Raw genomic sequence first — 26,251 nt, 5'->3', positions numbered from 1 at the left:
TTGCTAAGGAAGACAAATACTTACTTAGCCTTTTCGTAAAGCTCGAGAACGTAATCCCAGTTGATGAGATTATCGACGAACGCTTCCAGGTATTTTGGACGGGCGTTGCGATAGTCGATGTAATAGGAGTGCTCCCAAACGTCGACACCAAGGATCGGCGTTGCGCCGTGGACGAGCGGGCTCTCGCCATTCGGCGTCTTGGAGATTTCGAGCTTGCCGTCCTTGACCGAAAGCCAGGCCCAGCCCGAGCCGAACTGCGTGGTGCCGGCGTTGATGAAATCGGTGCGGAACTTGTCGTAACCGCCGAGATCGGACTCCACTGCCTTTTCGAGCGTGCCGGGCAGTTTCTTGCCGCCGCCGCCCTTTTTCAGCCAATGCCAGAAATGCAGATGGTTGTAGTGCTGGCCGGCATTGTTGAAGAGGCCAGGATTCTTGCCGAAGGACTGCTTCACGATCTCTTCGAGAGCGAGGTTCTCGAGACCAGCCTCGGCAGCCAGTTTGTTGCCGTTGTCAACGTAAGCCTTGTGGTGCTTGTCGTGATGGTATTCGAGCGTTTCACGCGACATATAGGGCGCAAGCGCATCGTAATCATACGGCAGTGCGGGCAATTCGAAAGCCATGGAAGTCTCCTCTTCGATTAATTCTGTGACCGGATTGGCCGCCCGGCTGGGCACCGGGTTGAATGGGTCGCCAATCCTGACAAAACCTGCGTTCGTTACATAGGTCCCAATTACTTCAGGAGCAATGCGGAACGGATCAATATTTCAAGGCCGTCCCAATCTGAGGTCAAATTTTCGGCGTGGAGTGCGCAAACTCCCAATAAAGCTCCCGCGCCTTCTTGGCGATCGGACCTGGCTGCAGATCGCGATCCTCGATACGGGTAACGGGAACAACCTTTGAATGGTTCCCGGTCGAGAAAATCTCGTCAGCACCGAGAAAATCCTGCACGCTCAAAGTCGTCTGCGTGGTGCGGAAACCATAATCGGCAAGCACGTCGATGGTGCGGGCACGCGTTATACCCGACAGGAACGTGCCGTTCGGCGCCGGTGTGAAGATGTGACCGTCCTTGACAAGGAAGATGTTGGAAGTGCCGGTTTCTGCGACATTACCGAGCATGTCCAAAACCAGCGCATTGTCGAAGCCGCGCGACTTCGCTTCGGTGATCGCCCGGGCATTGTTCGGATAGAGGCACCCGGCCTTGGCATTGGTGGGCATCGTCTCGAAAGTCGGGCGCCTGAATGGCGAAACGGTCACCGAAAAGCCGCTTGGCGCGATCATCGGCGCCTCATAAAGGCACAGGCAAAAGCGTGTCGATTCAGGGTCCGCCGGCACACCCATATAGCCGCCATGCTCGGCCCAATACATCGGCCTTATATAGACGGCGGTATTTCCGTCGAACTTCTTCAATCCATCGTGCGTGAGCCCGACGATTTCGTCGACGCTCATGGTCGGGTTGAGCCCGAGCGCCACCGCGGAGGCGTTGACGCGTGCCGCGTGCCGATCGAGGTCCGGAGAAACGCCTTCAAACCAGCGCGCGCCATCGAAAACCGACGAGCCCAACCACATGACGTGGCTACGCGGGCCAACGAGGGGCACATTTCCTTCATACCAGTCACCGTCGACATAGGTCCATGTCACCGTCTGAGCTTGTGTACTGACCGCCATGATGCTGAATCCATTTCCTTTGTACTGATTTTCCTATCGAACGGCCATTCGCCGACAAAATCAATGGCCGTGTCTGTTGCAAACCTTAAAAACCCCTGGCTTTCGGGCCATTGAACTAATGTCTAATTGCGTCTCGATACACAGTCGGCGATGATCAAGACCTCAGTGTTCCTGATTTCTTGTAGGACATCTCCCCTCTATGAGAACAATTTAACAGACCCATCCAGGGTCTGTTTTTTCTAGGCCATATCATAAATCGATTATTCTTGGCGGCGTTCGCCGCACCAAACCATTCACACGAAGTGTTTATCGCAGGTGAATAAACCTTGGCGCGTGCACAGCCCGTTTTTGTTGCCCTCCCGCAACAGTCGTGCTGTCGCCTCGATTGCGCCCTATTGTAATCCGTTCGCTGCCATATTCATTGTGCGTTTAGAGCAACCACAAGCGCTTGTTCAACCCCATCCTTCCACGAATTTGGTTCAATCATGCAACATACAATTTCCCGTCGCGGCTTTCTTACGGCCCTGACTGCAACAGCCGCCGCGGGTCTCGCGGGCTGCGCCCAGATCCGCGAGGATCTTCCGGTGATCCAGGTCGACGACGCCGGCAATCCGCTCATGCAACCGCAAATGGACGTGGACCCGGCCCTTGCTTCGTACGCGGATATGTATTCAACGCGCGAAGACGGCGGGCATTCACTGCCGGCGATTCCGATCAGCAAGATGGACAAGCGATATCTGCGCCAGATCGTTCCGGATCCGACCGGCGAGCGACCGGGAACGCTCGTGGTCGACACGAACGAAAAGTTCCTTTATCTCGTCCGTGAAGATGGCCAGGCGATCCGTTACGGCGTTGGAATCGGCAAGCAGGGCTTCTCCTGGTCCGGCCGTGCGCTGGTTCAGTGGAAGCGCCATTGGCCGACGTGGACACCGCCAGACGAAATGATCGCTCGCCAGCCCGATCTCGTAAAGTACAGTGCACGAAACGGCGGCATGGAGCCCGGTCTCAAGAACCCGCTCGGCGCGCGCGCGCTCTACCTCTTCCAGAACGGCGTCGATACACTGTATCGTATTCACGGTTCGCCGGAGTGGTGGTCGATCGGCAAGGCCGTGTCGTCCGGTTGCGTGCGCCTGATCAACCAGGACGTCATCGACCTTTACGACCGCGTGCCGAACAAGACGCCGGTGCTGGTGATTTAGAGTAAATCAAACCAAGAAGGCCGGAGGAGTGCACCGCCGGCCTTCAGACCTTACTTTCGGCTGAGACTTCCCAGAATCCCGCGCACTAGCGCCCGGCCCAGTGAATTGCCCACCGAACGAACCACGGATTTCATCGCCGCCTCGGCAACCGTCTGCCTGCCGCGCAGCTGGCCACCACGCGGTCCCGGCTTGCCGCCGCCGAGAATATCCGGAAGCGTCCAGCCGCTGGTGCTGTCCGCTTCATCGGTTTGCTTCGCAGCTTCGGCTTCCGTCTTGGCCTGCTCGGCTTTCTTCTGCAGCAACTCATAGGCGGATTCGCGATCGATCATTTCGTCATATTGACCGGCGACCGGGCTCGCATTGATCAAGCGCTGGCGTTCGTCACTGCTGAGCGGTCCTATGCGGCCTGACGGCGGGCGTATCAGCGTGCGCTGAACCATGGACGGCACGCCCTTGTCGGCGAGTGTCGAAACCAGCGCTTCGCCGGTGGCGAGATTGGTGATCGCTTGGAAGGTATTGAAATCCGGGTTTGGCCGGAAAGTATCTGCGGCGGTCTTCACGGCGTTCTGTTCGCGCGGGGTATAGGCGCGCAGCGCATGTTGGAGGCGGTTGCCGAGCTGCGACAACACGGTCTCGGGAACGTCCAGCGGATTCTGCGAGATAAAATACACGCCAACGCCCTTGGAGCGAATGAGGCGCACGACCTGCTCGACGCGCGTGAGCAGCGCTTTCGGTGCTTCGTTGAAGAGCAAATGTGCTTCATCGAAGAAGAAGACGAGGCGCGGCTTGTCGGGATCGCCGACTTCTGGCAATTGCTCGAACAATTCCGAGAGAAGCCAGAGCAGGAAGGTGGAATAGAGGCGCGGATTGGTCATCAGCTTATCGGCGGCAAGGACGCTCACAACGCCGCGCCCATCCGTTCCCGTGCGCATGATGTCCGAAATCTTCAATGCGGGCTCGCCGAAGAATTTGGTGCCGCCCTGCTGTTCAAGGACGAGGAGGGAGCGCTGAATGGCCCCCACGGATGGTTTGGTTATATTGCCGTACTTGGCGGAGAGTTCGTCCGCCCGTTCGGCAACGTTAACCAGGAGAGACTGGAGGTCTTTCATATCGAGGAGCAGCAGGCCGTCCTCGTCGGCAATCTTGAAGGCGATGTTGAGCACACCTTCCTGCGCGTCGGTCAGGTTCATGAGGCGGGACAGAAGCAGCGGCCCCATTTCGGAGATCGTGGCGCGGATCGGGTGGCCCTGCTCGCCGAAAATATCCCAGAAGATCACTGGGGACGCGCTGTGCTCATAGGGATCGAGCTTCACCTCAGCGGCGCGCTTGACCAGGAAATCCTTGTCTTCGCCTTTGGCACTGATGCCTGAAAGGTCGCCTTTGATATCGGCGCAGAACACCGGGACACCTGCCTGCGAAAAGCCCTCGGCCAACACTTGCAATGTTACTGTCTTGCCCGTGCCCGTGGCGCCGGTAATCAGGCCGTGCCGGTTGCCGAATTTGAGCAGGAGCGATTCCGCCTGCTGATAGCTGTCATCGGGTTTGCGGCTTGCGCCAAGAAAAATGCTGTCAGCGGCCATATCGTCTCGTCCTCATACCGAAGGGCACTTCAATCACGGTATAAACAGCCAATCCGCGTGCGACAATGGCTGCTTCCGAATAATGGCGAGGCAATCAGCCTTGAGCGGGCAGAACGCGCGCGTTCACGCATAATTGCGCAATTTCAAACCCCAGCACAGGCAAGTTGGGGGCGAATTTTCTGCCATCCGATTGTATTTTAAGGGTGTTTATTGGTGAGGTCGCATCCGAGGCGAAATGCACTTGTGCGGAACAAAATTCGCGCATATTACGTAAACGTAATTCATGACGAGACGGGAGATTAGGCTCATGGAAGAACTTATCGCGCGTATTTCCGCCAATGTTGGTACCGATCCGGCAACCGCCACCAAGGCCGTTGGATTGATCCTGGCGTTCCTGCAAAAGGAAGGTCCGGCAGACAAGGTCGGCGAACTCATTGCGGGCTTTCCGGGCGCCGAGGCCGCCATTGCCGAGGCTCAGTCGAGTGGCGGGCTGCTTTCGGGGTTAATGCCCGGTGTCATGGGCCTCGGCTCGAAACTGATGGGTCTTGGTCTCGGCATGGGCGAGATCAGCGGCATCTCCAAGGAAACTATTGCTTTTGCTCGCGAAAAGGCCGGAAGCGGTCCGGTTGACGAGGTCGTGAATTCCATTCCGGGCCTCAGCCAGTTCGTCTGATTTCACGCCATAATCCGATCCTTTATAGAGAAGCGGCATTCCGCCGCTTCTCGCACACGCACAAGAGAGGCAATCGGCTAGATTGAGCTGCGCCGGATGTCCCCTGTCCTTGCCATAGGCCGACAAGGCATCAACGGCGATTTTCGCCACTGGGCCGTCGATCGGTATGATGCCTATGCGCGCGCCTTCCAGAAACTCATCCAAAATTTTGGCAACCCTGATCGGCTCGATCGCGAGTCGAAAAGCCGCATCGCCGCTTCTACATACGCCAAGGCAAATGTCACCTTAGTCGCTTTCAAGACAGAGCACCAAGGGTGGCGCCCGGTAAATTGGGCGAGCGGCACTTTGCTTTGTTGCGAAGCAGCATGACTCCTCCTAAAGTCGCCGACAAAAATGCGCCGACCGGGAGAAAGCATGGACGCGTCACTGATCAAGGAAACGGAATTTGCGGCGATTGACCGGGATATATGGGTCAAACTTGCGCAAAAGGCCTTGAAAGGCGCTGATTTCGACGAATCGCTGACTTCCAGAACCGCTGACGGTGTCAAAATCGAGCCGCTTTATGAACGGCGGCGTAACGCCCAAATCGCCCCACGCAAGAACCCCTCGCAACCTTGGCATATCGTCCAGCGAATCGACGATCCTGATCCCGTCCGCGCCAACAAGCAGCTGCTCGAGGATCTTGAGAATGGCGCCACGGGTATAGCGCTCGTCTTCGAAGGCGCTCCTAACGCCTTTGGATACGGCCTTCCGTCAACTCGCGAAGCTGTCGACAAGGTGCTCTACGGCGTTCACCTCGACATGATCCATCTTCGCATGGATGTGCACCCGCGCAGCCGCGCCTGCGCTGATTGGTTCGTTGACTATATGCGCCCGCGTGACGTCAACGCAAAGACGTTGAGCTTCTCGCTCGGCATCGATCCGGCGGCGACGCTCGCCGGGACGGGTCGGCTGCGTATGAGCATTGCGGCCTTGAAGGCCTCGATGCCGCAGTCGCTTTCCGGTTTCTTCTCGCCGGATCTTCCCGGCATCGTGCTCGAGGCCGATGGCCGCGTCTATCACAATGCCGGCGCGACCGAAGCGCAGGAACTCGGAGCAATGCTTTCCATTGCCGCAGGGCATTTTCGCCTCTTTGAAGAAGCCCGCCAGCCCATTGTCTATGCTGCGCCGCATCTTGGCTTTGCACTTGCCCTCGATCAGGATCAGTTCCTTTCCATCGCCAAGATCAGGGCCCTGCGCCGGCTGTGGGCAAGGCTTCAGCAAATCTGCGGCAGCGTTCGTCCCGCTCCGGCCATGATCCACGCGGAGACTTCGATGCGAATGATGACCAGGCGCGACCCGGAGACGAATATCCTGCGCACGACGATCGCCGCCTTTGCCGGGGCCGTTGGGGGTGCCGACTCGATCGCAATCTTGCCGCATACGATCACGCATGGGCTGCCCGACCCGTTTGCACGGCGCCTTGCCCGAAACACTCAGCTCATTCTTGCTGACGAAAGCAATCTCGCCTTTGTCGCCGATCCGGGCTGCGGGTCAGGCGCTGTCGAGGGGCTCACTGAAGCACTCTGCAACGCGGCGTGGAAGGAATTTCAGACGCTCGAGCGCGACGGCGGCATTTTGCAGAGTCTTGTTGATGGCAAATTCCAGGCGCGCATCGTCGAGGCCCGCAACCGGCGCGCCTCCGAATATGAGTCAGGAAAGCGGGCCATTGTCGGCACGACCATCTACCCACCCAAAAAGGAGCGTCCGGTCAAGGTGCTCGACGCACCGCATATGCCGCTACCGACAGACGGCGTTGTCCATTGCGAACCGCTGAGCTTTCCCCGCATAGATGAAACCTTCCAGGCCGCCGAGTAAAATGAGAATTCCGGATTTCACCACTATCGACTGGCAAGAGCCGAAATCCCTGCCGTCCAAGCCGGATGCCGCAACGTGGAAGACCCCTGAAGGTATCAAGGTCAAACGGAGCTACAGCGACGCAGCGTTGAAGAACCTGCCGCATCTCGATAGCTATCCCGGTGCCGCGCCGTATATCAGAGGCCCCTACCCGACCATGTATGTCCAGCAGCCCTGGACGATCCGTCAATATGCGGGTTTTTCGACGGCCGAAGAATCCAATGCCTTCTACCGGCGCAATCTCGCAGCGGGCCAGAAGGGCTTGTCCGTTGCGTTCGACCTTGCAACCCATCGTGGCTATGACAGCGATCACCCGCGTGTTGCGGGGGACGTCGGCATGGCGGGCGTAGCGATTGACTCCATTCTCGACATGCAGCAGCTGTTCGACGGCATACCGCTTGGCGAGATGACCGTATCGATGACGATGAACGGCGCCGTATTGCCGATTCTCGCGCTTTATATCGTTGCGGCGGAGGAACAGGGCGTTCCCCAAAAGCAGTTGGCAGGAACCATTCAGAACGACATTCTAAAGGAGTTCATGGTCCGCAACACCTATATTTACCCGCCCCAGCCATCGATGCGGATCGTCTCCGACATCTTCTCCTATACGTCGGCGAACATGCCGAAGTTCAATTCGATTTCGATCTCCGGCTACCACATGCAGGAGGCTGGCGCGACCGCCGATCTCGAGCTCGCCTATACGATTGCCGACGGCATCGAATATGCGCGCGCCGGAGTTGCCGCCGGACAAGACATCGATGCGTTTGCGCCGCGTCTCTCGTTCTTCTGGGCCATCGGCATGAACTTCTTCATGGAGGTTGCCAAGTTGCGGGCGGCGCGCCTGCTCTGGGCTGCACTGATGAAGAAAAACTTCAATCCGAAAGACGAGCGCTCCCTCTCGCTGCGCACCCACTCGCAAACCTCCGGTTGGTCGCTAACGGCGCAAGATCCCTATAACAACATCATGCGCACGATGATCGAGGCGATGGCGTCGACACAGGGCCACACCCAGTCATTACACACAAATTCCTTCGACGAGGCTTTGGCGCTACCGACAGACCACTCGGCCCGTATCGCCCGCAATACGCAGCTCATCCTGCAAAAGGAATCCGGCACCACGCGCATCATCGATCCATGGGGTGGGTCGGCCTATGTCGAACGCCTGACCCACGAACTTGCGGCACGGGCGCTCGCACACATCGAAGAAATCGAAGCGCTGGGCGGCATGGCGAAAGCGATCGAGAAGGGCGTTCCAAAGATGCGGATCGAAGCCGCCGCAGCACGAACGCAGGCGCGGATAGATAGCGGCCAGCAACCGGTTGTTGGCGTCAATTCATACCGCCCGACGGAAGAGGTCGAAGTCGACGTGCTGAAGGTTGACAATGCAGAGGTGCGTGCGCGCCAGCTTGCCAAACTGCAGCAACTCAAGGGGACCCGCGACGTTTCTGGAGTGGACGCAGCGCTTTCCGCCCTCACCGCTGCTGCGAAGGCCGGCACGGGCAACCTTCTCGATTTCGCCATCAAGGCAGCGCGAGCCCGCGCGACAGTAGGCGAGATATCGTTGGCGCTCGAAAGAGCCTATGGCCGGCATGTGGCGGAAATTCACACGATCTCGGGTGTCTATCGCAAGGAAGTCGGCACGAGCGAGGCCATGGACCGTGTTCATGCCAAGGCTGCGGCATTCGAGAAGCGCACCGGCGAGAAGCCGCGCATTCTTGTCGCAAAGATGGGTCAGGACGGCCATGACCGCGGCCAGAAGGTCATTGCTACAGCGTTTGGCGATCTCGGCTTCGAGGTAATCGTCGGCGCCATGTTCCAGACACCCGAAGAGGTTGCCGATCTTGCGGTCGAAAGCAATGTGCGCATCGTCGGTGTATCTTCGCTGGCGGCGGGCCACCTGACACTGGTGCCGGAACTCAAGGCGGCGTTGAAGCGTCACGATCGGGAGGATATTTTGATCATCGTCGGAGGTGTCATCCCGCCCCAGGATTTCAACGCTGTTCTTAATGCCGGCGCGACGGCCATTTTCCCACCCGGTACAGTCATCGGCGAGGCGGCCGAAAATTTGATCGATACCTTGCTGGATTCATTGTGACATGATTTTTGTCTACACCATCGAGGACGATTTTCTGATGGCAAGCGCCGCCCTTCCCGGTGCTGAACTTCCGGCAAATACCGTTTGGGTTGACCTGCTGAACCCGACGCACGAGGAAGACCATCATGTCGAAAGCTGGATGAAGGCCTCGATCCCGACCCGGGATGACATGCATGAGATCGAGGAATCGAGCCGCTTCTATGCCGAGAACGGAGCACAATATTTGACCGCTCCAATTCTCTATTCCACGGGCGACAGCACCCATGGGATCGCCCCGATCTCCTTCATTCTGACCGGACAACGGCTTGTGACGGTCCGCTATACCGAGCCGAAATCGTTCAGCCTCTATATCGGCCGGGCGACGAAGCAGGGCAATGGTCTGATCAACAACAAGTGCACCGGGGTCAGCATCCTACTCGGCCTTATCGAAGCCGTGACCGACCGTCTCGCCGATATACTCGAAGATGTCGCCGGGCGAATTGACCTGAACTCGCATGCGATCTTCCGGCGGTCTGAAACCGACAAGCCCATGACCACGAAGAATTTCAGGGACAGCCTGAACCAGATCGGCATCCAGGGCGCGTTTCTTTCGAAAGTTCGCGAAAGCATTACTGGGATCAGCCGCCTCCTCGTCTACATGACCGCGTTCACCAACCAGGAACCCTACAAGAAAGATACGCGCGGCTGGATCAAATCTCTGGAGCGCGATACCCAGTCGCTAAGCACCTATGTGGATTTCCTATCGAACAAGGTAACCTTCCTGCTCGACACCGTGGTCGGCCTTATTTCGATCGAGCAAAACGCGATCATCAAGATTTTTTCGGTGGCGGCCGTTGCGTTCATGCCACCGACGCTGGTCGCATCGATTTATGGCATGAACTTCAACTTCATGCCCGAGCTCAACGAGGTATGGGGATATCCGATGGCCCTCGGCCTCATGGTCGCCTCGGCGGTCGTCCCACTCCTGATCTTCCGCAAGAAGGGCTGGCTGTAAAAATCTCCTACGAAGGTTTGGGCTGCATGGCGGCGCTCCGGGTATGCGCGACATTGGCATGCTTGAGTCAGCGCTCAATCGCCCGTTCCTAAAGGAAGCTTGCGGTGCGCCCGATCTTTGCGAACTCGCCGCAGCCAATCGTTATGGCATCGTCAAAAATCACCCATTCATTGACGGTAACAAGCGATATTGGGCCGCTGTAAAACTGCAATAATTTGAATCGGCTACGTCGGCGGTCTTCAGTTATGATTCAACTTCAAGCTGAGACTGCAATTCCGGTAATTTCCCATTCGTGACCGTTCAACTCAAACGAGTCGCCCACGGATTTGCCGAACATCATCTTCGCCATCGGCGCGACATGCGAGATTTTGCCATGACTGGCATCGACCTCGTCTTCGCCGACGATTTGCCACGTCTGGGTCTTGCCCGCGTCGTCAGCTATGGTCACGCTCATGCCGAAACGCACCACGTCGCTATTCGGCGCCGGATGTGAGATTTCCGCCGTTTCGCGCCTGGCCGTCCAGTAGCGCAGGTCTCGCGACGCCCGGGCAATGAGTTCGCGGTCCGCCTCAGCATTGCCCTTGGCCAAAGCCTCATGCGCAGCAGCGATTTCGGCGTCGATCAAAGCCAGGCCGTGTTCGGTCACAAGGTTGCGATGCGGACTGATCGGACGTTCGCCAAGATCAATCGAGGCATTGCTGTCGTCCTGTTTGGTAAAAGCACTGCTCATCACTCCAAAGTAGGGATTGCCAGCCCCAACAGCAAGTGCAATCCTTTGATGTATCCCTCCTACAATCCTATTTGCCTGTAGCTCGGCACCAAGGGGTTACTATGATCAGCAGACGCGTTGTCCTCGCCGGTCTGACCGGGGCCGCCCTCAGCAACGGGCTTCTGCGGGTTGCACAAGGGGCGCCGACACCAGTCGGATCGATCAATGCCGTCGAGTATGGCCTTGTGCCAGGGTCGCCCAGTGATCAGACAACAAAATTCAAGGCCTTGCTCGAGAGCGCCAGTGACAAGGGCAGCCAGATATTTCTACCGCCGGGGACATATATCGTTTCCGCTGTCGAGTGTCCTTCCTATGTCAATATCATTGGCATTTCGGGCCAGAGCCGCATTCTTTACGGCGGAAAGAGCAGCTTTATCCAGGCGAACGACGCCGAGCATATCCAGTTCAACGGGCTCATTTTCGACGGCGATGCCAAGAAGCTCGCCGAAGCAAAAGGCCTTATCGAAACCAACAATGTGAGCACGTTGGCGATCCGCGACTGTGAGATCGTTGGATCGGCAAAAAACGGTCTTCATCTTTACCAAACGGGCGGCGAGATCGACAGTAACCGAATTTCGAATTCCGCCGACGCGGCGATATTTGCCGCTAATTCTACCGGCTTGAAGATCACCGGCAATTCAATCGCCGAGTGTGGCAATGGTGGGGTTCTGGTTCATCGCTACGACAAAGCGCGGGACGGTACAATCGTCAACGGCAATCGTGTGCAAGGGATCCGGGCCGATTCTGGCGGAACCGGCCAAAACGGCAATGGCATCAACGTCTATAAGGCGGACAATGTCATCGTCGCCAACAATGTTGTCAGCGACTGCGCCTTCACCGCCATCCGCGCCAACAGTGCCAGCGACGTTCAGATCATAGGCAATAATTGCACGGCGAGCGGCGAGACGGCAATCTATTCCGAGTTTGCCTTCGAGGGTTCAATCATCGCCAACAACATTGTCAACGGTGCTGCCAATGGCATCTCGATCGTGAATTTCGACAGCGGCGGCCGCCTCGGCACCTGTACCGGCAATATCGTCCGCAATCTCTCGGTCAAGGGCCCCTACGAGGCGACCTTCGGCATTGGGATTGCGGCCGAAGCGGATACAGCGATTACTGGAAACGTGGTGGAAAACGCCCCGACCTACGGTATCCAGCTCGGCTGGGGCGCTACATGCGCAACCTCACCGTCAGCGGGAATATCGTTCGCAGCTCAGGTAAAGGCATTTACGTCACGGTTGTCGAGGGGGCTGGCGCAGCGATCATCACCAACAATCTGATACAGGGCGCGGCAAAAGGTGGGATTGTCGGCCACAAATGGGAAGAGGTCGTCGTAAAGGACCTGACCGAGAAGGGCTCCGCATATCCCAACCTCGTCATTGAACGCAATATCGTCAGTTGATCTCGGCGTCAGTCAGCGCTTCCGTCGGACTGATTACACCGTAGGTGATACCGTTCCAGTTGCGCATTTCGCGATCGGCAAACCTGTCGAGTTTCGATTCGAGCTCTGCTTCGTTACGGAAAATACGGGCAAGTACTGTGGCGATCATGGCCTCTGAAGCGCGTGTCGCTCCATCGTCGCATTTGACGGCGATGCCCAGTCCGAATTCCTGCAGGGCGCCAACAAAAACACCCTCTGCACCAGTCTTTACGAATATTCGTCCTGGCGCCATTTCCATCAGTTCCGTACAGGCGCGATGTGTGCCCGCCACGTAGAACGGCGCGGCCATCGCAGCGTCCACAAGGCGCCGCGCGGCCTTGGCACGCTCGGGCGGAAGGCCCGTTCCTGTTGCCATGCGTGCAAAGCCGTGTGCGAGGTTTTTCAGGGGTATAGCATAGGTCGGTATCGAGCATCCGTCGGTGCCGCAATGATCGAGCGTATGGGCAGCGCCGGTAACACTCTCCATGGCCTCGCGCACCATATCCTGTTCAGGCGAGCCTAGCGCCGAGTAACCCCGCGTCTCGATCCCAAGATGCCGGCAGGTGCAAAGAAATCCTGCATGCTTGCCCGAACAATTATTGTGGAGTGCTGTGGGTTCCTCTCCGGTCCTCGCCAGCGCGATCAGAACTGGCTGCTGAGTGGGCCAATGCGCGCCGCATTCGAGCGCCGAAACATCAAGCCCGGCGCGAGCGAGCATATCGACCGCCCGACTTACATGTTGCGGTTCGCCGGAATGTGAAGCGCATGCCATGGCAAGTTCCTCGTTGCCGAATCCATAAGCATCCGCTGCGCCGCTTTCCACAAGAGGTAGCGCCTGGATCGCCTTGATAGCGGAGCGCGGAAATGTCGGGCGCTCTATATCTCCCAGCGAATAGACGATCTTGCCATCACCATCGGTAACAACGACGGAGCCACGATGACGACTTTCGACCGTTTCACCACGAAAAACTTCAACAAGAACCGGATTGGTGGTCATTGGACGATCATCTTTCACATATGCTCGAAAAGGCTCGCGCCTCTCGACCTTATAGGCTGTCGCTCCGTTCCTGGCCCAAACGGAATCATTTCATAGAGTTGGCGGCCGAACCTGACAGTTTGAATCCGGGATTTGAAGTCCGGATTCACCAGATTCGCGATTACTATTTGATCCGCTCGAGAACGGAGACGTAGTTGGCAACTGCGGCTCCGCCCATGTTGAAGATGCCGGCGAGCTTCGCACCCGAAACCTGAATTCCGCCCGCTTCGCCCGTGAGCTGCATTGACGATAGGACGTGCATCGATACGCCGCTTGCGCCGATCGGGTGGCCCTTCGCCTTAAGGCCGCCTGACGGGTTGACTGGGAGGCGCCCGTCCATGGCGGTCTGCCCTTCGAGAGCAACCTTGGCGCCCTCGCCGGGTTTCGCCAGCCCCATGGCTTCGTATTCGATGAGTTCGGCGATGGTGAAGCAGTCGTGCGTTTCGACGAAGGATAGGTCATCGATGGTTACGCCAGCCTGCGCCAGAGCGCGCTTCCAGCCTTCGGCGCACCCCTCGAACTGCAGAATATCGCGTTTCGAGATGGGCAGGAAATCCTGGACATGCTGGGCAGCACGGAATGCGACCGCGCGTTTCATCTTAAGCGCGGTTTGCGTGTCGGTCAGGACGAGCGCCGCTGCACCGTCGGAGACGAGCGAACAATCTGTACGCTTGAGCGGCCCGGCGACAAACGGGTTCTTCTCACTTTCCTGGCGGCAGAACTCATAGCCGAGATCCTTGCGCATCTGCGCGTAGGGATTGCCAACGCCATTCTTGTGGTTCTTTGCAGCGATCATCGCGAGCGCATCGGACTGGTCACCGTATTTCTGGAAATAGGCCGCCGCAATCTGCCCGAATACGCCAGCAAACCCGGCCGGGATATCACCCTCTTCGGGGAGGTAGGACGCTTTCAGGAGGTTCTTGCCGATCTCGGGGCCAGGAGTCGACGTCATCTTCTCGACCCCGACCACCAGAACGACCCTGGCCGCTCCGGCCCGGATTGTCTTTATGCCTTGGTGGACCGCCGCAGAGCCGGTTGCGCAGGCATTCTCAACGCGTGTTGCAGGCTTGAAACGGAGGGCATCGCTGGCCTGCAGGACGAGACTTGCCGTGAAATCCTGCGGCGAGAAGCCGGCATTGAAATGGCCGAGCACGATCTCGTCCACATCCTCCGGGCCGATCCCGGCATGCTCAAGTGCGCCTACAGCAGCCTTCACGATCAGGCTTTCGACAGTTTCGCCTTCGAGCTTGCCAAATGGCAGGTGCGACCATCCGACGATACACGCAGTCATCTCATTCCTCCACAAACGTCATAGCTATTGACCTAACCATGATCCGACTTTTGTTCAAGGTGTAGCCCGCATCACTCCAATATCGAAGGGCCCCGAACCTTTCCTTGCACCCTACTCCTTTCCCAGCAACAGCGGTGAGATTTTTATTGATTGATCAGTCAATCAAGAATACATTTGACCGAACGAGGTCCACATTATGCCCAAGATCGGAATGGAACCGCTGCGAAAGCGTGAGTTGATCGATGCCGCCATCCGCACCATCGGCCAGCGCGGCTCGCTTGACGTTACCGTCGCCGAGATTGCCCATGAAGCAGGCGTATCGCCTGCGCTCGCGCACCATTATTTCGGCGGAAAGGAACAACTGATCCTCGCAACCATGCGTCACCTCCTGAAGGAGTTGGGGGACGATCTGCGCACCGCGCTGCAGGCTGCGAAAACACCCACCGCCCGCGTCGCGGCCGTCATCGCCGTTAATTTCTCGGCCTCGCAGTTCGCGCCCGAGACGGTGGCGGCCTGGCTGACGTTCTATGTGCATGCGCAAAAATCCGATGAGACGCGCCGCCTCCTGCGCATCTACGCGCGGCGCACCCATTCGAACCTCGCCTTTGCCCTCGGCCAGATCACCGATCGGGCGACTGCTGCACAGATCGCGGAAGGCGCAGGCGCGATGATTGACGGGCTCTATATTCGCCACGCGCTGCGCAATGGCGCGCCCGAGGCATCGTCGGCCATCGCGATCGTCGAAGATTACGTGACCACCAAATTAGCAGCCGCCGGAGCATTGCAATGACAAGGCCGAACCTCCTCATTATCATGGTCGACCAACTGAACGGCACCCTCTTCCCCGACGGGCCGGCACCCTTCATCCACGCGCCGCACCTCAAGGCGCTTGCCCAGCGCTCCGTCCGGTTTGCCAAAACCTATACGGCCTCGCCGCTGTGCGCGCCGGCACGCGCCTCGTTGATGTCGGGCCAGTTGCCTTCGCGCACGCGGGTCTATGACAATGCCGCCGAATTTGCCTCGGACATTCCAACCTACGCCCACCATTTGCGCCGCGCCGGCTATTACACCGGGCTCTCCGGCAAGATGCATTTTGTTGGCCCAGACCAGTTGCATGGTTTCGAAGAACGCTTGACCACCGACATCTACCCAGCCGATTTCGGCTGGACCCCGGACTACCGCAAGCCCGGCGAGCGGATCGATTGGTGGTATCACAATCTCGGATCGGTTGCCGGTGCCGGCGTCGCCGAGATCACCAACCAGATGGAATATGATGACGAGGTCGCATTCCATGCCCGGCAGAAGCTTTACCAACTCTCGCGTGAATCGGACGATCACTCACGGCGTCCATGGTGCCTTACGATCTCCTTCACCCACCCGCATGATCCTTATGTGGCGCGCCGCAAATATTGGGACCTGTACGAAGGATCGAATGCGCTTGAACCGACCGTCGGTGAGATCGCTTTCGCGGATCAGGATCCACATTCGCAACGCCTGCTAGAGGCCTGCGAATACAAGGCATTTAGTATCGCACCCGAACAGGTGCGAAAGGCACGGCAGGGCTACCTGGCCAGCATTTCCTATGTCGACGATAAAGTGGGCGAAATCCTTGAGGTGCTCCAGACGACACGTATGCTCGACGATACGATCATCATATTCACGTCGGATCACGGCGATATGCTCGGCGAGCGCGGTCTTTGGTTCAAGATGAACTTCTTCGAAGGTTCAGCGCGCGTACCACTAATGATAGCTGGCAAGGGCATCAAAGCGCAGTTGATCGAAGCACCTGTATCCACGCTCGATATAACACCGACGCTCGCGGCGCTCGGCGGTGTCGACATTGCTGACGTCTTACCATGGACCGACGGCGAGGACCTTAGCCCTCTTATGCAAGGAAAAGCGCGCAAGTCCCCGGTGCTGATGGAATACGCAGCTGAAGGCTCCAATGCACCGCTCGTCTCGATCCGCGAGGGGAAGTACAAATTCGTGCATTGCGAGATCGACCCGCCGCAACTCTTTGATCTTGAATCGGATCCGCACGAACTCAACAATCTGGCTGGCGATGCGAAGCACGCAAAGCTCCTTGCCGATTTCACCGCGAAGACCCTTGCTCGCTGGGACATGACTGCATTCGACGCGGCGGTGCGCGAGAGCCAGGCGCGGCGCTGGGTGGTCTACGAAGCGCTACGCAACGGCTCATACTACCCTTGGGACTACCAGCCGCTGCAAAAAGCATCCGAGCGCTACATGCGCAATCATATGGATTTGAACGTTCTGGAAGAGAATGCCCGCTATCCGCGTGGCGAGTGAGACCGGCATGGAAGCAGATTTCGTCATTATCGGTTCGGGTTCCGCTGGCTCCGCCATGGCCTATCGCCTGTCGGAAGACGGCAAGCATACAGTGATTGTCGTTGAATATGGCGGAACCGATATCGGGCCTTTCATCCAGATGCCGGCAGCACTGTCCTTTCCGATGAACATGAGCACCTATGATTGGGGTTTCAGTTCCGAGCCGGAGCCGCATCTCGGCGGGCGCAGGCTTGTCACGCCGCGCGGCAAGGTCCTCGGCGGATCATCGTCGATCAACGGCATGGTGTATGTGCGTGGCCACGCACATGACTTCGATCACTGGGCTGAGAGCGGCGCCACGGGCTGGTCCTACGCGGACGTGTTGCCATACTTCAAGCGCATGGAAAACTCGCATGGCGGCGAGGCCGGATGGCGCGGCACGAACGGACCATTGAACGTGCAGCGCGGACGCCGCGACAATCCGTTGTTTCATGCCTTCGTTGATGCCGGTCGCGAGGCAGGCTTTGAGGTGACTGACGACTATAATGGCTCCAAGCAGGAAGGTTTCGGAGCGATGGAGCAGACGATTTACAAGGGACGGCGTTGGTCGACGGCAAACGCCTATCTACGCCCTGCTCTCAAGCGCAAGAACGTGAATCTCGTCAATGGGTTCGCCCGGCGCGTCATCATTGAGAATCAACGCGCCAAGGGCGTAGAAATCGCAAGGCGTGGCAGGACCGAGATTATCCGAGCGCGCCGGGAAGTGGTCATCGCAGCCTCCTCCATCAACTCGCCCAAGCTACTTATGCTATCGGGCATCGGTTCCGCCGCGCATCTCAAGGCGCATGGCATTGATGTCGTGGCCGATCGCCCCGGTGTCGGCCAGAATCTGCAGGATCATCTCGAAGTCTATATCCAGCAGGAGAGCCTGCAGCCGATTACCCTCAATTCAAAACTCGGGCTCGTTTCGAAGGCAATGATCGGTGCGGAGTGGTTGTTCTTCAAGAGCGGTCATGGGGCCACGAACCATTTCGAGTCCGCGGCCTTCGTGAGGTCGAAGCCCGGTATCGACTACCCGGATATCCAGTACCACTTCCTACCGGCGGCGATTCGTTATGATGGCAAGGCCGCGGCAAAAGGCCATGGCTTCCAGGCGCATGTCGGTCCCATGCGGTCCAAGTCCCGTGGTAACGTCACGCTCCGCTCGTCCGATCCGTTCGAGAAACCGAAGATCATCTTCAACTACATGTCGCATCCGGACGACTGGACGGAGTTCCGGCACGCGGTGCGCTTGACCCGGGAGATCTTCGCTCAGCCAGCCCTCACCCCCTATCGCGGCCGTGAAATCTCTCCGGGCTCGGATGTGCGATCTGACGAAGAGATCGACCGGTTCCTGACCGAGCATGCAGAAAGCGCTTTTCATCCCTGCGGGACTTGCAAGATGGGAGCCATCAGCGATCCGATGGCGGTCGTTGACCCGCAGTGCCGCGTCATCGGCGTCGAGGGACTTCGTGTCGCCGACTCGTCGATTTTCCCTAGGGTGACCAACGGCAATCTCAACGGACCGTCGATCATGACCGGGGAAAAGGCATCGGATCATATTCTGGGGCGCGATCCCCTGCCGCGTTCCAACCAGGAACCCTGGATCAATCCGCGCTGGCAGGTGAGTGACCGGTGAGCGGCAAGAGGCTATTCAATTGCGAACAAGGAGAATTATAAATGCGCGCGCAGCCCAAGGCATCGCATTTCATCAATGGCCGGTTTGTCGAAGACAAGGCCGGCAAGCCGCTTGACGTCATCTACCCCGCCACCGGCGAGACCATTGCCAGGCTCTTCGGCGCAACGACTGCCCTCATCGACGAGGCGGTGCAGGCGGCGGCTGCCGCACAACCTGCCTGGGCGTCGCTGAAACCGGTGGAACGTGGCCGGATCCTGCGCCGCGCTGCCGATATCTTGCGTGCCCGCAACGCCGAGATCGCCGAACTTGAAACACTCGACACCGGAAAAGCCATTCAGGAAACGCTGGTGGCCGATCCGGCTTCGGCCGCGGATGCACTCGAATTCTACGGCGGCATCATCGCCGGGTTCAATGGCGAGATGATCGAACTTGGTGGCTCCTACGCCTATACAAGGCGCGAAGCCCTCGGCGTATGCGTTGGTATCGGCGCCTGGAATTACCCGATCCAGGGCGCCGGTTGGAAATCGGCTCCGGCCCTTGCCGCCGGCAACGCCATGATCTTCAAGCCCTCGGAAAACACGCCGTTGTCTGCGCTGGCACTCGCGGAAGTCTACAAGGAGGCCGGGCTTCCCGATGGACTGTTCAACGTGCTTCAGGGCTATGGCGATGTGGGCTCCCAGCTTGTCGATCACCCTCTCGTCGCCAAGGTTTCGCTGACGGGCTCCGTGCCGACCGGCAAGCGGGTGCTTGCTCAGGCGGGCTCGCACATGAAACATGCGACCATGGAGCTTGGCGGCAAGTCGCCGCTCATTATCTTTGACGATGCCGATGTCGAAAATGCCGTCGGCGGCGCACTCCTCGGCAACTTTTACTCGACCGGCCAAGTCTGTTCCAACGGCACCCGCGTTTTCGTCCAGGGCGGCATCAAGGATCGGTTCCTCGACCGCCTGACAACCCGTGCCAAGACGATCCGGCTCGGCGATCCCCTTGATCCGGACATTCATCTTGGACCACTGATCAATGCGGCGCAGCGCGACAAGGTTGTCTCTTACATCGAGAAGGGCAAGGCAGAGGGCGCGACGCTGCATTACGGCGGCGGTGTGCCGCAGATGCAGGGATTCGAGGGGGGCTGTTTCGTTGAGCCGACCATCTTCACCAATGTGACCGACGAAATGATCATAGCTCGCGAGGAAATCTTCGGACCTGTCATGGCCGTTCTTGATTTTAAGGACGAAGACGAGGTCATCGCCCGGGCCAACGATACGAAGTTTGGGCTGTCGGCGGGGGTGTTCACGCAGGACCTTGCGCGGGCGCACCGGGTCATCAGCCAGTTGAAGGCGGGCACGTGCTGGATCAACACCTACAATCTCGCGCCGGTGGAAATGCCCTTCGGCGGCTTCAAGCAGTCGGGCGTCGGGCGCGAGAATGGTCTTGCAGCGCTTTATCACTACAGCCAGATCAAGTCCGTTTATGTCGAGACAGGCAAGGTCGAAAGCCCGTACTGATTTAAAAGCCTCGCGACTATTTGCCTACGTAATCCACATACTGCGTCAGGGCGCAGACAAGGTGGTAAAAGATCGAGGCAGGGACATCCTCCGCCTTTGCGCGGCCGGTTTCATCGATCAAATCGATCCAGAGACCCCTGGGAGCAGGCTCGATATGCCAGTGAAACAGGCGACCGACACGCGCCTCGATCTCAGGCTTCAAATTGGGGCCGCCATTGCCGTCGAGGGCGATCGCCGCCTTGACCGCTTCTGTCTGCGGCCAACTGCGTGAATTGGTGTCAAGCGGTAGCCCATGCCGCGATACGGCGCCATAGGCAAGGCCTGTCGCACGGTTAAGGCCGTTGGCGATGGCGGAGGAATAGAGCTTGCGGGCAAAGCGAACGATGTCTTTTTGCCCGGAAGCTGCGGCGAAGTTGACGAGCAGCGAGGCCCATTCGAAATGGTGGCCCGGCTCGGTCCATTCACCCTCCTCGCCCGGCGCCCGGTCCCAGTCATTGGTGAAGTACTCGCCCAGCGTCCAGGTTTCGGCATCGAACATGTGGTGGCGAAAAAGGTCGACGATACGCGCCGCCCGCTGCAAATAGTCGCGATTGCCGGTGGCCGCGTACCACGCGAGAAAGGCTTCGAGCAAGTGCATGTGCGGATTGGAACGCCGTAGGCCTTTGTCGTCCGGGGTCTCGAGGAAACCGGTAAGCCGTGCGTCGGCAAGATATTCGTCGATAAAGGCAAACGTCTCCGTGCCGAGCGCCCGCGCTTGCGCGTGCCCGGCCTTGTGGGCATGAGCAAGCGCCAGAAGTATGAAGGACTGGTCGTAGGCATCTTCCGTCGCGTCGAGGACGCTGCCGTCAGGATTGAAGGTCTTGACCCATCCGCCGCGAACAGTGCGGCCGTTCCTGGTAATGAACTCGATGCCATGGTCGATCAACGCACCAGCCGGGCCGTCCCAACCCATTTCGTGGGCGACAGCGAAGGCATAGATCTGCCGGCCGATCGTGCGCATGCGTTTCGGCTTGGCAATGGGCATTGCCTCGAAGGACAGCGCCTCGTGAAAGCCGCCGAAGCGATCATCAACGCCGACGGTCGACCACAGCGGAAGTGTCTCGTTGAATAGCCAATGACGGACGCGATTGACGTAGGCACCGACCTGTGGCAGCCGGTCCTGCGAAGGGGTGAACTTAGTTTCGAGTCGGCCTGACTTTTCGAGCTGCTCGACGATCTTGCGCACGTTCTGGCTTTCGCTGACCGGGGCGACAAAAGTCGCATCGGCGGTGGCCACGACGGCGGTATCGCGCAAGCCCACGACCGAAAGCAGCCCGCCTTCACTGCGCAAGTAGCTGTGCTCACAGTCGATGGCGACAACATCGCCGACAATGACATTACCATTGGCGTCGATCGAGCCGACATCCAGCAGCGACTGCCAGGAGCCGAGATCGTTCCAGCGGAATGTCGCCGGAACAAGCGCAATATCGGAAGCGCGCTCCATGATGGCATAGTCAACCGAAATCGACGGCACCTCGGCATAAAGATCGTACGGCAGATAGGTGCCGGAAACATTGGTATCAGCAGCATTGAGCGCGGCAACGGCTTTGTCCCAAATCTCGGCCGCGTGCACTTTGAAGGCGTCTCGCATGACGCCCGCACGGAAAAGGAAGATGCCGGCATTCCACAGGAAATTGCCTGATTGAAGATATTCCTTTGCCTTTTCTTCGTTCGGCTTCTCGACAAAGCGCACCACGTCGCGCGTGCCCTCTCTGTCTGCTCCAACCTCGATATAGCCGAAGCCCGTCTCGGGTCGGTCCGGCTTGATGCCGAAGACGACGATCCGTCCGGCATTTGCCGCCGCGACACCGGTTTCGACGGTGTTCCAGAAATCCCGGTCCGTGGTGATCTCATGGTCTGAGGGGACGACGAGCACGAGTTCATCGCCATGCTCGCGCAAAGTGATCTCGGTTGCCAGAGCGACCGCCGCGGCCGTGTTGCGGCCCATCGGCTCGAAGATTGGCCGGCCGCCGCCGAGGTCGAGCCCGGCGAGATCCTGATGCACGCGTCCGGCGTGACGCTCCGATGCGAGCAGATAGATCGGTACCGGGACATCGCTTCCCCGCGCGCTCACGCGCCTGACGGTGCGCAACAGCATCGAGCCCTGACCGAAAAGATTGTGGAACTGCTTGGGAAAATCCTCACGCGACAGCGGCCATAGCCGCGAACCTACGCCGCCACTCATGACGAAGCTGATGATCTTTTGCTTTTCTGCCGCCATCGAATGCAGCCCCACACTTTCAACGCACTGAAGACTTGAATGTCAAATCGATACAGGAGTTTGGGCCCCGATCACAGAGGAAAATAAGGCTTAGGACGCTCCCAAAGGGGTTTCGAATGCATAATCAAAAAGTGGATAGAAACGACTTGCAGGTACCGAAACCGGACGGTATATACCGCGCGTCACTGGTTACGGAGTGTAGCGCAGCCTGGTAGCGCACCTGCTTCGGGAGCAGGGGGTCGGAGGTTCGAATCCTCTCACTCCGACCAGTTGAGCCAGGCCGAATATCGTTATTGGTCAAACCAATCCACCTACTCCCATGAGGTTAACCCACAGTGGTGTAAATCCATTGCGGCGCAACTTTGCTAGAATGGCGCGATCAATAAGGGTTATTGATGTGAACGACGCCACTCTCATATTGCTTTCGATCTTCACGGTTATCGGCGCATATCTCTTTTACGTCCCACCGTTCTGAAGCGCAGAGATTTCAGACCACCTTACACAATGAGCCGCGGGACAGCCTCGATCAACGCGTGCGTGGTCGTCGTTTTCGGCGCCTTGAGCACAGTCTCCGTCTCGCCGCTTTCTGCAATTCTCCCGTCATCCAACACGATCAATCGTTCGGCGAACGCACGGACAACAGCGAGGTCGTGGGATATGAAGACGAAGGCGACGCCGGTTTCATCCTTGAGATCGAGCAGCAGATTGAGAATCCGAGCGCGCACTGAAACGTCCAGCGCCGAGACTGGCTCATCGAGTACAATGAGGTCCGGCTTTGTCATGATGGCGCGGGCGATAGCCACTCTCTGCCGCTGCCCACCCGAAAGTGCGTGAGGCAAACGGTCGATCAAATTCGCACTGAGACCGACCCGCTCCAGGGCTGCGGTTATCCTCCCGACATATTCTCGCGGATTCGCAAGACGGTGTAGACGCAACGGATCTTCCAGTATGCTGCGAACCGTGGCGCGCGGGTTGAAAGCTGCCAATGGATTCTGGAATACCATCTGGAAACGGTTACGTCGCCGACGCAACCGTTCCCCGTGCAAGTCAGTTATGTCCTGGCCGGCAAGATGAATCGACCCCGCATCCGGATCCGAAAGGCGCATGATGAGCCGCGCCAGGGTCGTTTTTCCCGAACCGGAAGCTCCGGCAATCGCTAGCGTTTCGCCCGGGGCAACGGAGAAGTTAATGTCAAACAATCCGGCCCTGCCACGATCGCCGAAGCGTTTGCTGAGGTTCTTCACCTCGAGGATCGGCGCGGTCGGCGATGTCATACCAGCCCTGCCTTATCGATCTCTGGAAGGCGCTTGCTGTGCGGTGTGTCGAGCGAAATGTGCGTATTAATGAGCGCACGTGTATAGGCATGCCTCGGCGACCCGAGAACTTCAGCGGCGGGCCCGAATTCGACCAGCCTTCCTTGATAGAGAACACCGATCTTATCGGCGCGCTCTGATGCGAGCGCGATATCGTGCGTGATGAACATCAGCGTCATTCCACGCTCCCGCACAAGTTCGTCAAGAAGGTTGACCACGTGCCGCTGTACGACTGTGTCGAGGGCACTGCTAGGCTCGTCAGCAATGAGCAGCGAGGGATTGCCGGCAAGGGCGATAGCAAGTGCGATGCGCTGCTTCTGCCCGCCGGAAAATTCATGCGGATAGCTGTTGAGACGTGTGAGCGGCCTGGCGATCTGCACATGGCCGAGCAATTCCGCAGCGTGCACGCGGGCCGCAATCCAGCCAATGCCCTGATGCATCATTGCAACTTCCGCGATCTGATCGCCGACACTCATTACCGGGTCAAGGCTACCATCAGGATCCTGAAACAAGACGCCAACGTCCCTCCCCAGCCTCAGACTGTGCCCAAGGACGGGAAAATCGAGCGTGCCGATAACGCTCGCTCCTCTCGGCAAGAGCCCGGCAACCGCCATCGCCATTGTCGATTTTCCGGAACCGCTTTCGCCGATCAGGGCAAGCCTTTCACCTTGATTGATTTCAAGCGAGGCTTCTTGAAGAGCAACCGTCTCGCCATAACGTACGCCCAAGTCGGTAACACGCAGATAGAGGGCGCTCATGGCTGCAGCCTTCCTGAGGGGAACAGGCCACGGCCAATCAAATGAACGGCAAGCACCGTGACGACAAGCGCAATGCCCGGCACGATCGAAAGGTAGGGCGCGGAGCGAAGCACGGTGCGTCCCTCGGCAATCATGCTGCCCCACGTGACACGATTTGGATCCCCAAAGCCCAGGAACGACAGTGCGGCCTCGATAAGGATTGCGGCGGCGACGGAAATGGCAGCCAGCGACCCCGTCGGGCCATATGCATTGGGCAGAATTTCGCGAAAGGCAATCTCCAGCGGATGCATGCCCAGTGTGCGGGCGGCCGCAACAAAGTCGCGTTCTCGCAACGACAATACCTCGGCGCGGGTGACCCGCGCGGCCTGGGTCCAATTGCCGAGGCTGATTGCAAAGATCAGCGTGGGTACGCTCGGGCCGGTGATGCTGATGGCAGCGAGCGCAAGCAGGAAGCCGGGCACGGTCTGGAAAGCCTCGGTGATACGCATCAGGATCGCATCGCCAACACCACCGAGAAACCCCGCGAGCGTTCCAACGATGCTGCCAACGACCAGCGCGGCCGCTGCCGAAAAGAACGCCACCAATAAAGTCGTGCGCGTGCCATGCATCAAACCAGCCAGCACGTCGCGGCCGAGCCTGTCGGTACCAAGCGGATGCGCTGCGACGGTAAAAGGCCGGAGCAACGGGTCGCCGCTGATTGCCAATGGATCCCCTGGCGCAAGAACTGAAGCGAGCAACGCCATCAGGATGAGAACCGCAAGCAGCGCCGCCCCAACGCGACCTTCCCAATTGAGATTGCGCCAAAACTTCATCGCCCCGTCCTAACGCGTGGATCAAGCCTGCCGTAAGCGAGATCGACGAGGAGATTGGCGAAAATGACCGTCACAGCGCTGCAAAGTATGATGCCAAGCAGGAGGGGCGTATCCCGCCGCGCAACCGCCTCCGCGGCAAGGCGTCCGAACCCTGGTATGGCGAAGACGCTCTCGACGACAACACTGCCACCGAGCATGGCCGCGGCCTGCAGTCCGAGCATCGTCACCACGGGCAGGACAGCGTTTCGGGCGATATGGCGCCACACGATGCGACTGCGGCCAAGGCCACGCGCTCGCAAGGCCTGTACGAAAGGTTCATGCCAGATTTCGCTCATGCGGTCCCGCATGAGCCGCAGGTAGAGGGCGAGATAGACCGTGGCAAGTGAGGTGACGGGCAGCACGAGATGCGCGGCAATATCGGCAAGACGCGCCAATCCCGCTTTGCCGGACGCGATCGATTCGATACCGCCGATGGGGAGCCAGCGGAGATCGACTGCAAAGATGACGATCAGCACCAATCCAAGCCAGAAGCCAGGAACGGCGTAGACTGCGAGCGAAGCAATCGATAGGAACCTGTCGCGCACTGAACCGGGACGGGCGCCGGCAATCACCCCAAGCAACGATCCGAACAAAAAGGCGAGAGCCGTCGCGAGGACCATAAGCAGGAGCGTGATCGGTAGCCGCTCCAATATGACCGATGCCACCGGCCGCTCGAATGCGGTGGACCAGCCGAGATCGCCGGTGGCAAGCGCGCTGGCATAAGCCTTGAACCGATAAACGGGTCCCTTGTCGAGGCCCCATTCCTGGCGCAGCTGCGTCATTTGTTCGGCGTCAAGCGCGCCCGAACGCGCGACATAGGCATCTACCGCATCACCCGATGCCGCTTCGAGCAGGAGGAAACTGCCAACAAGAACGATCGCCAGGACAGGCAACGCGCCGAGCAGACGTTTCAGAAACAGGGAAACGAGTGGCGGCAAGATTGCTCCGGTCAGCGTGTGCGATTGATTCCTGCTCTAGG

The 26,251-nt window shown here is 58.6% G+C and carries 20 protein-coding genes, 1 tRNA gene and 2 pseudogenes; 12 read left to right on the top strand and 11 right to left on the bottom strand.

Going from position 1 to position 26,251, the window contains the following annotated elements:
* Positions 1–20 precede the first annotated feature (20 nt).
* Together AAAB35_RS20425 and AAAB35_RS20420 are read right to left on the bottom strand one after the other, a co-directional pair.
* Positions 21–620: a superoxide dismutase gene (locus AAAB35_RS20425; protein WP_340670103.1), complete on the bottom strand. Its 600-nt coding sequence runs from the start codon at positions 618–620 to the stop codon at positions 21–23.
* 166 nt (positions 621–786) lie between these two features.
* Positions 787–1,665, bottom strand: a complete 879-nt coding sequence (locus tag AAAB35_RS20420; protein ID WP_340670102.1) for a branched-chain amino acid aminotransferase — start codon at positions 1,663–1,665, stop codon at positions 787–789.
* A 485-nt stretch (positions 1,666–2,150) separates the two neighbouring features.
* On the opposite strand from AAAB35_RS20420, the gene AAAB35_RS20415 reads away from it, so the two are divergent.
* Entirely contained in the window at positions 2,151–2,864 is a 714-nt protein-coding gene (locus AAAB35_RS20415; RefSeq protein ID WP_340670101.1) for a L,D-transpeptidase, read from the top strand.
* Between the two features lie 50 nt (positions 2,865–2,914).
* On the opposite strand, the gene AAAB35_RS20410 is transcribed toward AAAB35_RS20415, so the two are convergent.
* On the bottom strand, positions 2,915–4,444 hold the full coding sequence (locus AAAB35_RS20410) for a helicase HerA-like C-terminal domain-containing protein (RefSeq protein ID WP_340670100.1): 1,530 nt from the start codon (positions 4,442–4,444) through the stop codon (positions 2,915–2,917).
* Between the two features lie 307 nt (positions 4,445–4,751).
* Between AAAB35_RS20410 and AAAB35_RS20405 the strand changes: the two genes are divergently transcribed.
* The 5 genes and pseudogenes from AAAB35_RS20405 to AAAB35_RS20385 all read left to right on the top strand — a co-directional run.
* On the top strand, positions 4,752–5,117 hold the full coding sequence (locus tag AAAB35_RS20405) for a DUF2267 domain-containing protein (RefSeq protein WP_340670099.1): 366 nt from the start codon (positions 4,752–4,754) through the stop codon (positions 5,115–5,117).
* A 414-nt stretch (positions 5,118–5,531) separates the two neighbouring features.
* Entirely contained in the window at positions 5,532–6,974 is a 1,443-nt protein-coding gene (locus tag AAAB35_RS20400) for a methylmalonyl-CoA mutase subunit beta (RefSeq protein ID WP_340670098.1), read from the top strand.
* Position 6,975: 1 nt separating this feature from the next.
* Positions 6,976–9,108 (top strand): methylmalonyl-CoA mutase, encoded by a 2,133-nt coding sequence (gene scpA, locus AAAB35_RS20395; RefSeq protein ID WP_340670097.1) that lies wholly within the window; start codon positions 6,976–6,978, stop codon positions 9,106–9,108.
* 1 nt (position 9,109) lies between these two features.
* Positions 9,110–10,102: a magnesium transporter CorA family protein gene (locus AAAB35_RS20390; protein WP_340670096.1), complete on the top strand. Its 993-nt coding sequence runs from the start codon at positions 9,110–9,112 to the stop codon at positions 10,100–10,102.
* 22 nt (positions 10,103–10,124) lie between these two features.
* A pseudogene (locus tag AAAB35_RS20385) lies at positions 10,125–10,289 on the top strand (Fic family protein); the annotation flags it as partial.
* A 69-nt stretch (positions 10,290–10,358) separates the two neighbouring features.
* Here the strand turns inward: AAAB35_RS20385 and greA are convergent.
* Complete coding sequence (greA, locus tag AAAB35_RS20380) at positions 10,359–10,832, bottom strand: transcription elongation factor GreA (protein ID WP_340670095.1); 474 nt, start codon at positions 10,830–10,832, stop codon at positions 10,359–10,361.
* A 101-nt stretch (positions 10,833–10,933) separates the two neighbouring features.
* On the opposite strand from greA, the pseudogene AAAB35_RS20375 reads away from it, so the two are divergent.
* Positions 10,934–12,273: pseudogene (locus tag AAAB35_RS20375) on the top strand (TIGR03808 family TAT-translocated repetitive protein).
* Here the strand turns inward: AAAB35_RS20375 and AAAB35_RS20370 are convergent.
* Together AAAB35_RS20370 and AAAB35_RS20365 are read right to left on the bottom strand one after the other, a co-directional pair.
* Positions 12,266–13,288 carry an asparaginase gene (locus tag AAAB35_RS20370; RefSeq protein ID WP_340670094.1) on the bottom strand — a complete coding sequence of 341 codons (1,023 nt, stop codon included), beginning with the start codon at positions 13,286–13,288 and terminating at the stop codon, positions 12,266–12,268. The pseudogene AAAB35_RS20375 and the gene AAAB35_RS20370 sit on opposite strands and share 8 nt — an antisense overlap.
* Positions 13,289–13,451: 163 nt before the next feature.
* Entirely contained in the window at positions 13,452–14,618 is a 1,167-nt protein-coding gene (locus AAAB35_RS20365) for an acetyl-CoA acetyltransferase (protein WP_340670093.1), read from the bottom strand.
* Between the two features lie 196 nt (positions 14,619–14,814).
* Between AAAB35_RS20365 and betI the strand changes: the two genes are divergently transcribed.
* The 4 genes from betI to betB are packed head-to-tail and all read left to right on the top strand — an operon-like array spanning position 14,815 to position 20,090.
* Positions 14,815–15,408 (top strand): transcriptional regulator BetI, encoded by a 594-nt coding sequence (gene betI, locus AAAB35_RS20360; protein ID WP_340670092.1) that lies wholly within the window; start codon positions 14,815–14,817, stop codon positions 15,406–15,408.
* On the top strand, positions 15,405–16,928 hold the full coding sequence (gene betC, locus AAAB35_RS20355; protein ID WP_340670091.1) for a choline-sulfatase: 1,524 nt from the start codon (positions 15,405–15,407) through the stop codon (positions 16,926–16,928). The genes betI and betC overlap by 4 nt, the downstream gene beginning before the upstream one ends.
* Positions 16,929–16,935: 7 nt before the next feature.
* On the top strand, positions 16,936–18,585 hold the full coding sequence (gene betA, locus AAAB35_RS20350; protein WP_340670105.1) for a choline dehydrogenase: 1,650 nt from the start codon (positions 16,936–16,938) through the stop codon (positions 18,583–18,585).
* A 41-nt stretch (positions 18,586–18,626) separates the two neighbouring features.
* On the top strand, positions 18,627–20,090 hold the full coding sequence (betB, locus tag AAAB35_RS20345) for a betaine-aldehyde dehydrogenase (RefSeq protein WP_340670090.1): 1,464 nt from the start codon (positions 18,627–18,629) through the stop codon (positions 20,088–20,090).
* Positions 20,091–20,106: 16 nt separating this feature from the next.
* Here betB and AAAB35_RS20340 read toward each other — a convergent pair whose 3' ends face one another.
* Positions 20,107–22,350 carry an AGE family epimerase/isomerase gene (locus tag AAAB35_RS20340; RefSeq protein ID WP_340670088.1) on the bottom strand — a complete coding sequence of 748 codons (2,244 nt, stop codon included), beginning with the start codon at positions 22,348–22,350 and terminating at the stop codon, positions 20,107–20,109.
* A 192-nt stretch (positions 22,351–22,542) separates the two neighbouring features.
* Here AAAB35_RS20340 and AAAB35_RS20335 point away from each other — a divergent pair.
* A tRNA-Pro gene (locus tag AAAB35_RS20335) sits at positions 22,543–22,619 on the top strand.
* Positions 22,620–22,847: 228 nt separating this feature from the next.
* Here the strand turns inward: AAAB35_RS20335 and AAAB35_RS20330 are convergent.
* Genes AAAB35_RS20330 through AAAB35_RS20315 form a run of 4 tightly spaced genes read right to left on the bottom strand, consistent with a single transcriptional unit; the run spans position 22,848 to position 26,210 of the window.
* On the bottom strand, positions 22,848–23,624 hold the full coding sequence (locus tag AAAB35_RS20330; RefSeq protein ID WP_340670087.1) for an ATP-binding cassette domain-containing protein: 777 nt from the start codon (positions 23,622–23,624) through the stop codon (positions 22,848–22,850).
* A complete protein-coding gene (locus AAAB35_RS20325; RefSeq protein ID WP_340670086.1) occupies positions 23,621–24,421 on the bottom strand; it encodes an ABC transporter ATP-binding protein in 801 nt (266 codons plus the stop codon). The genes AAAB35_RS20330 and AAAB35_RS20325 overlap by 4 nt, the downstream gene beginning before the upstream one ends.
* Positions 24,418–25,233, bottom strand: a complete 816-nt coding sequence (locus tag AAAB35_RS20320) for an ABC transporter permease (protein WP_340670085.1) — start codon at positions 25,231–25,233, stop codon at positions 24,418–24,420. The genes AAAB35_RS20325 and AAAB35_RS20320 overlap by 4 nt, the downstream gene beginning before the upstream one ends.
* The gene (locus AAAB35_RS20315; RefSeq protein WP_340670084.1) at positions 25,230–26,210 is read right to left on the bottom strand and encodes an ABC transporter permease; all 981 of its coding nucleotides are present in this window, start codon (positions 26,208–26,210) and stop codon (positions 25,230–25,232) included. The genes AAAB35_RS20320 and AAAB35_RS20315 overlap by 4 nt, the downstream gene beginning before the upstream one ends.
* Positions 26,211–26,251 lie beyond the last annotated feature (41 nt).

Origin of the sequence: Phyllobacterium sp. (genome assembly GCF_037994425.1) — a bacterium.
Classification (GTDB): Bacteria; Pseudomonadota; Alphaproteobacteria; order Rhizobiales; family Rhizobiaceae; genus Phyllobacterium.
This window is presented reverse-complemented; position numbering and strand designations above follow the sequence as displayed.

Coding starts and splice junctions, on each gene's coding strand:
- AAAB35_RS20425 (WP_340670103.1), bottom strand. CDS start 620: ATGGCTTTCGAATTGCCCGCACTGCCGTATGATTACGATGCGCTTGCG.
- AAAB35_RS20420 (WP_340670102.1), bottom strand. CDS start 1,665: ATGGCGGTCAGTACACAAGCTCAGACGGTGACATGGACCTATGTCGAC.
- AAAB35_RS20415 (WP_340670101.1), top strand. CDS start 2,151: ATGCAACATACAATTTCCCGTCGCGGCTTTCTTACGGCCCTGACTGCA.
- AAAB35_RS20410 (WP_340670100.1), bottom strand. CDS start 4,444: ATGGCCGCTGACAGCATTTTTCTTGGCGCAAGCCGCAAACCCGATGAC.
- AAAB35_RS20405 (WP_340670099.1), top strand. CDS start 4,752: ATGGAAGAACTTATCGCGCGTATTTCCGCCAATGTTGGTACCGATCCG.
- AAAB35_RS20400 (WP_340670098.1), top strand. CDS start 5,532: ATGGACGCGTCACTGATCAAGGAAACGGAATTTGCGGCGATTGACCGG.
- scpA (WP_340670097.1), top strand. CDS start 6,976: ATGAGAATTCCGGATTTCACCACTATCGACTGGCAAGAGCCGAAATCC.
- AAAB35_RS20390 (WP_340670096.1), top strand. CDS start 9,110: ATGATTTTTGTCTACACCATCGAGGACGATTTTCTGATGGCAAGCGCC.
- greA (WP_340670095.1), bottom strand. CDS start 10,832: ATGAGCAGTGCTTTTACCAAACAGGACGACAGCAATGCCTCGATTGAT.
- AAAB35_RS20370 (WP_340670094.1), bottom strand. CDS start 13,288: ATGACCACCAATCCGGTTCTTGTTGAAGTTTTTCGTGGTGAAACGGTC.
- AAAB35_RS20365 (WP_340670093.1), bottom strand. CDS start 14,618: ATGACTGCGTGTATCGTCGGATGGTCGCACCTGCCATTTGGCAAGCTC.
- betI (WP_340670092.1), top strand. CDS start 14,815: ATGCCCAAGATCGGAATGGAACCGCTGCGAAAGCGTGAGTTGATCGAT.
- betC (WP_340670091.1), top strand. CDS start 15,405: ATGACAAGGCCGAACCTCCTCATTATCATGGTCGACCAACTGAACGGC.
- betA (WP_340670105.1), top strand. CDS start 16,936: ATGGAAGCAGATTTCGTCATTATCGGTTCGGGTTCCGCTGGCTCCGCC.
- betB (WP_340670090.1), top strand. CDS start 18,627: ATGCGCGCGCAGCCCAAGGCATCGCATTTCATCAATGGCCGGTTTGTC.
- AAAB35_RS20340 (WP_340670088.1), bottom strand. CDS start 22,350: ATGGCGGCAGAAAAGCAAAAGATCATCAGCTTCGTCATGAGTGGCGGC.
- AAAB35_RS20330 (WP_340670087.1), bottom strand. CDS start 23,624: ATGACATCGCCGACCGCGCCGATCCTCGAGGTGAAGAACCTCAGCAAA.
- AAAB35_RS20325 (WP_340670086.1), bottom strand. CDS start 24,421: ATGAGCGCCCTCTATCTGCGTGTTACCGACTTGGGCGTACGTTATGGC.
- AAAB35_RS20320 (WP_340670085.1), bottom strand. CDS start 25,233: ATGAAGTTTTGGCGCAATCTCAATTGGGAAGGTCGCGTTGGGGCGGCG.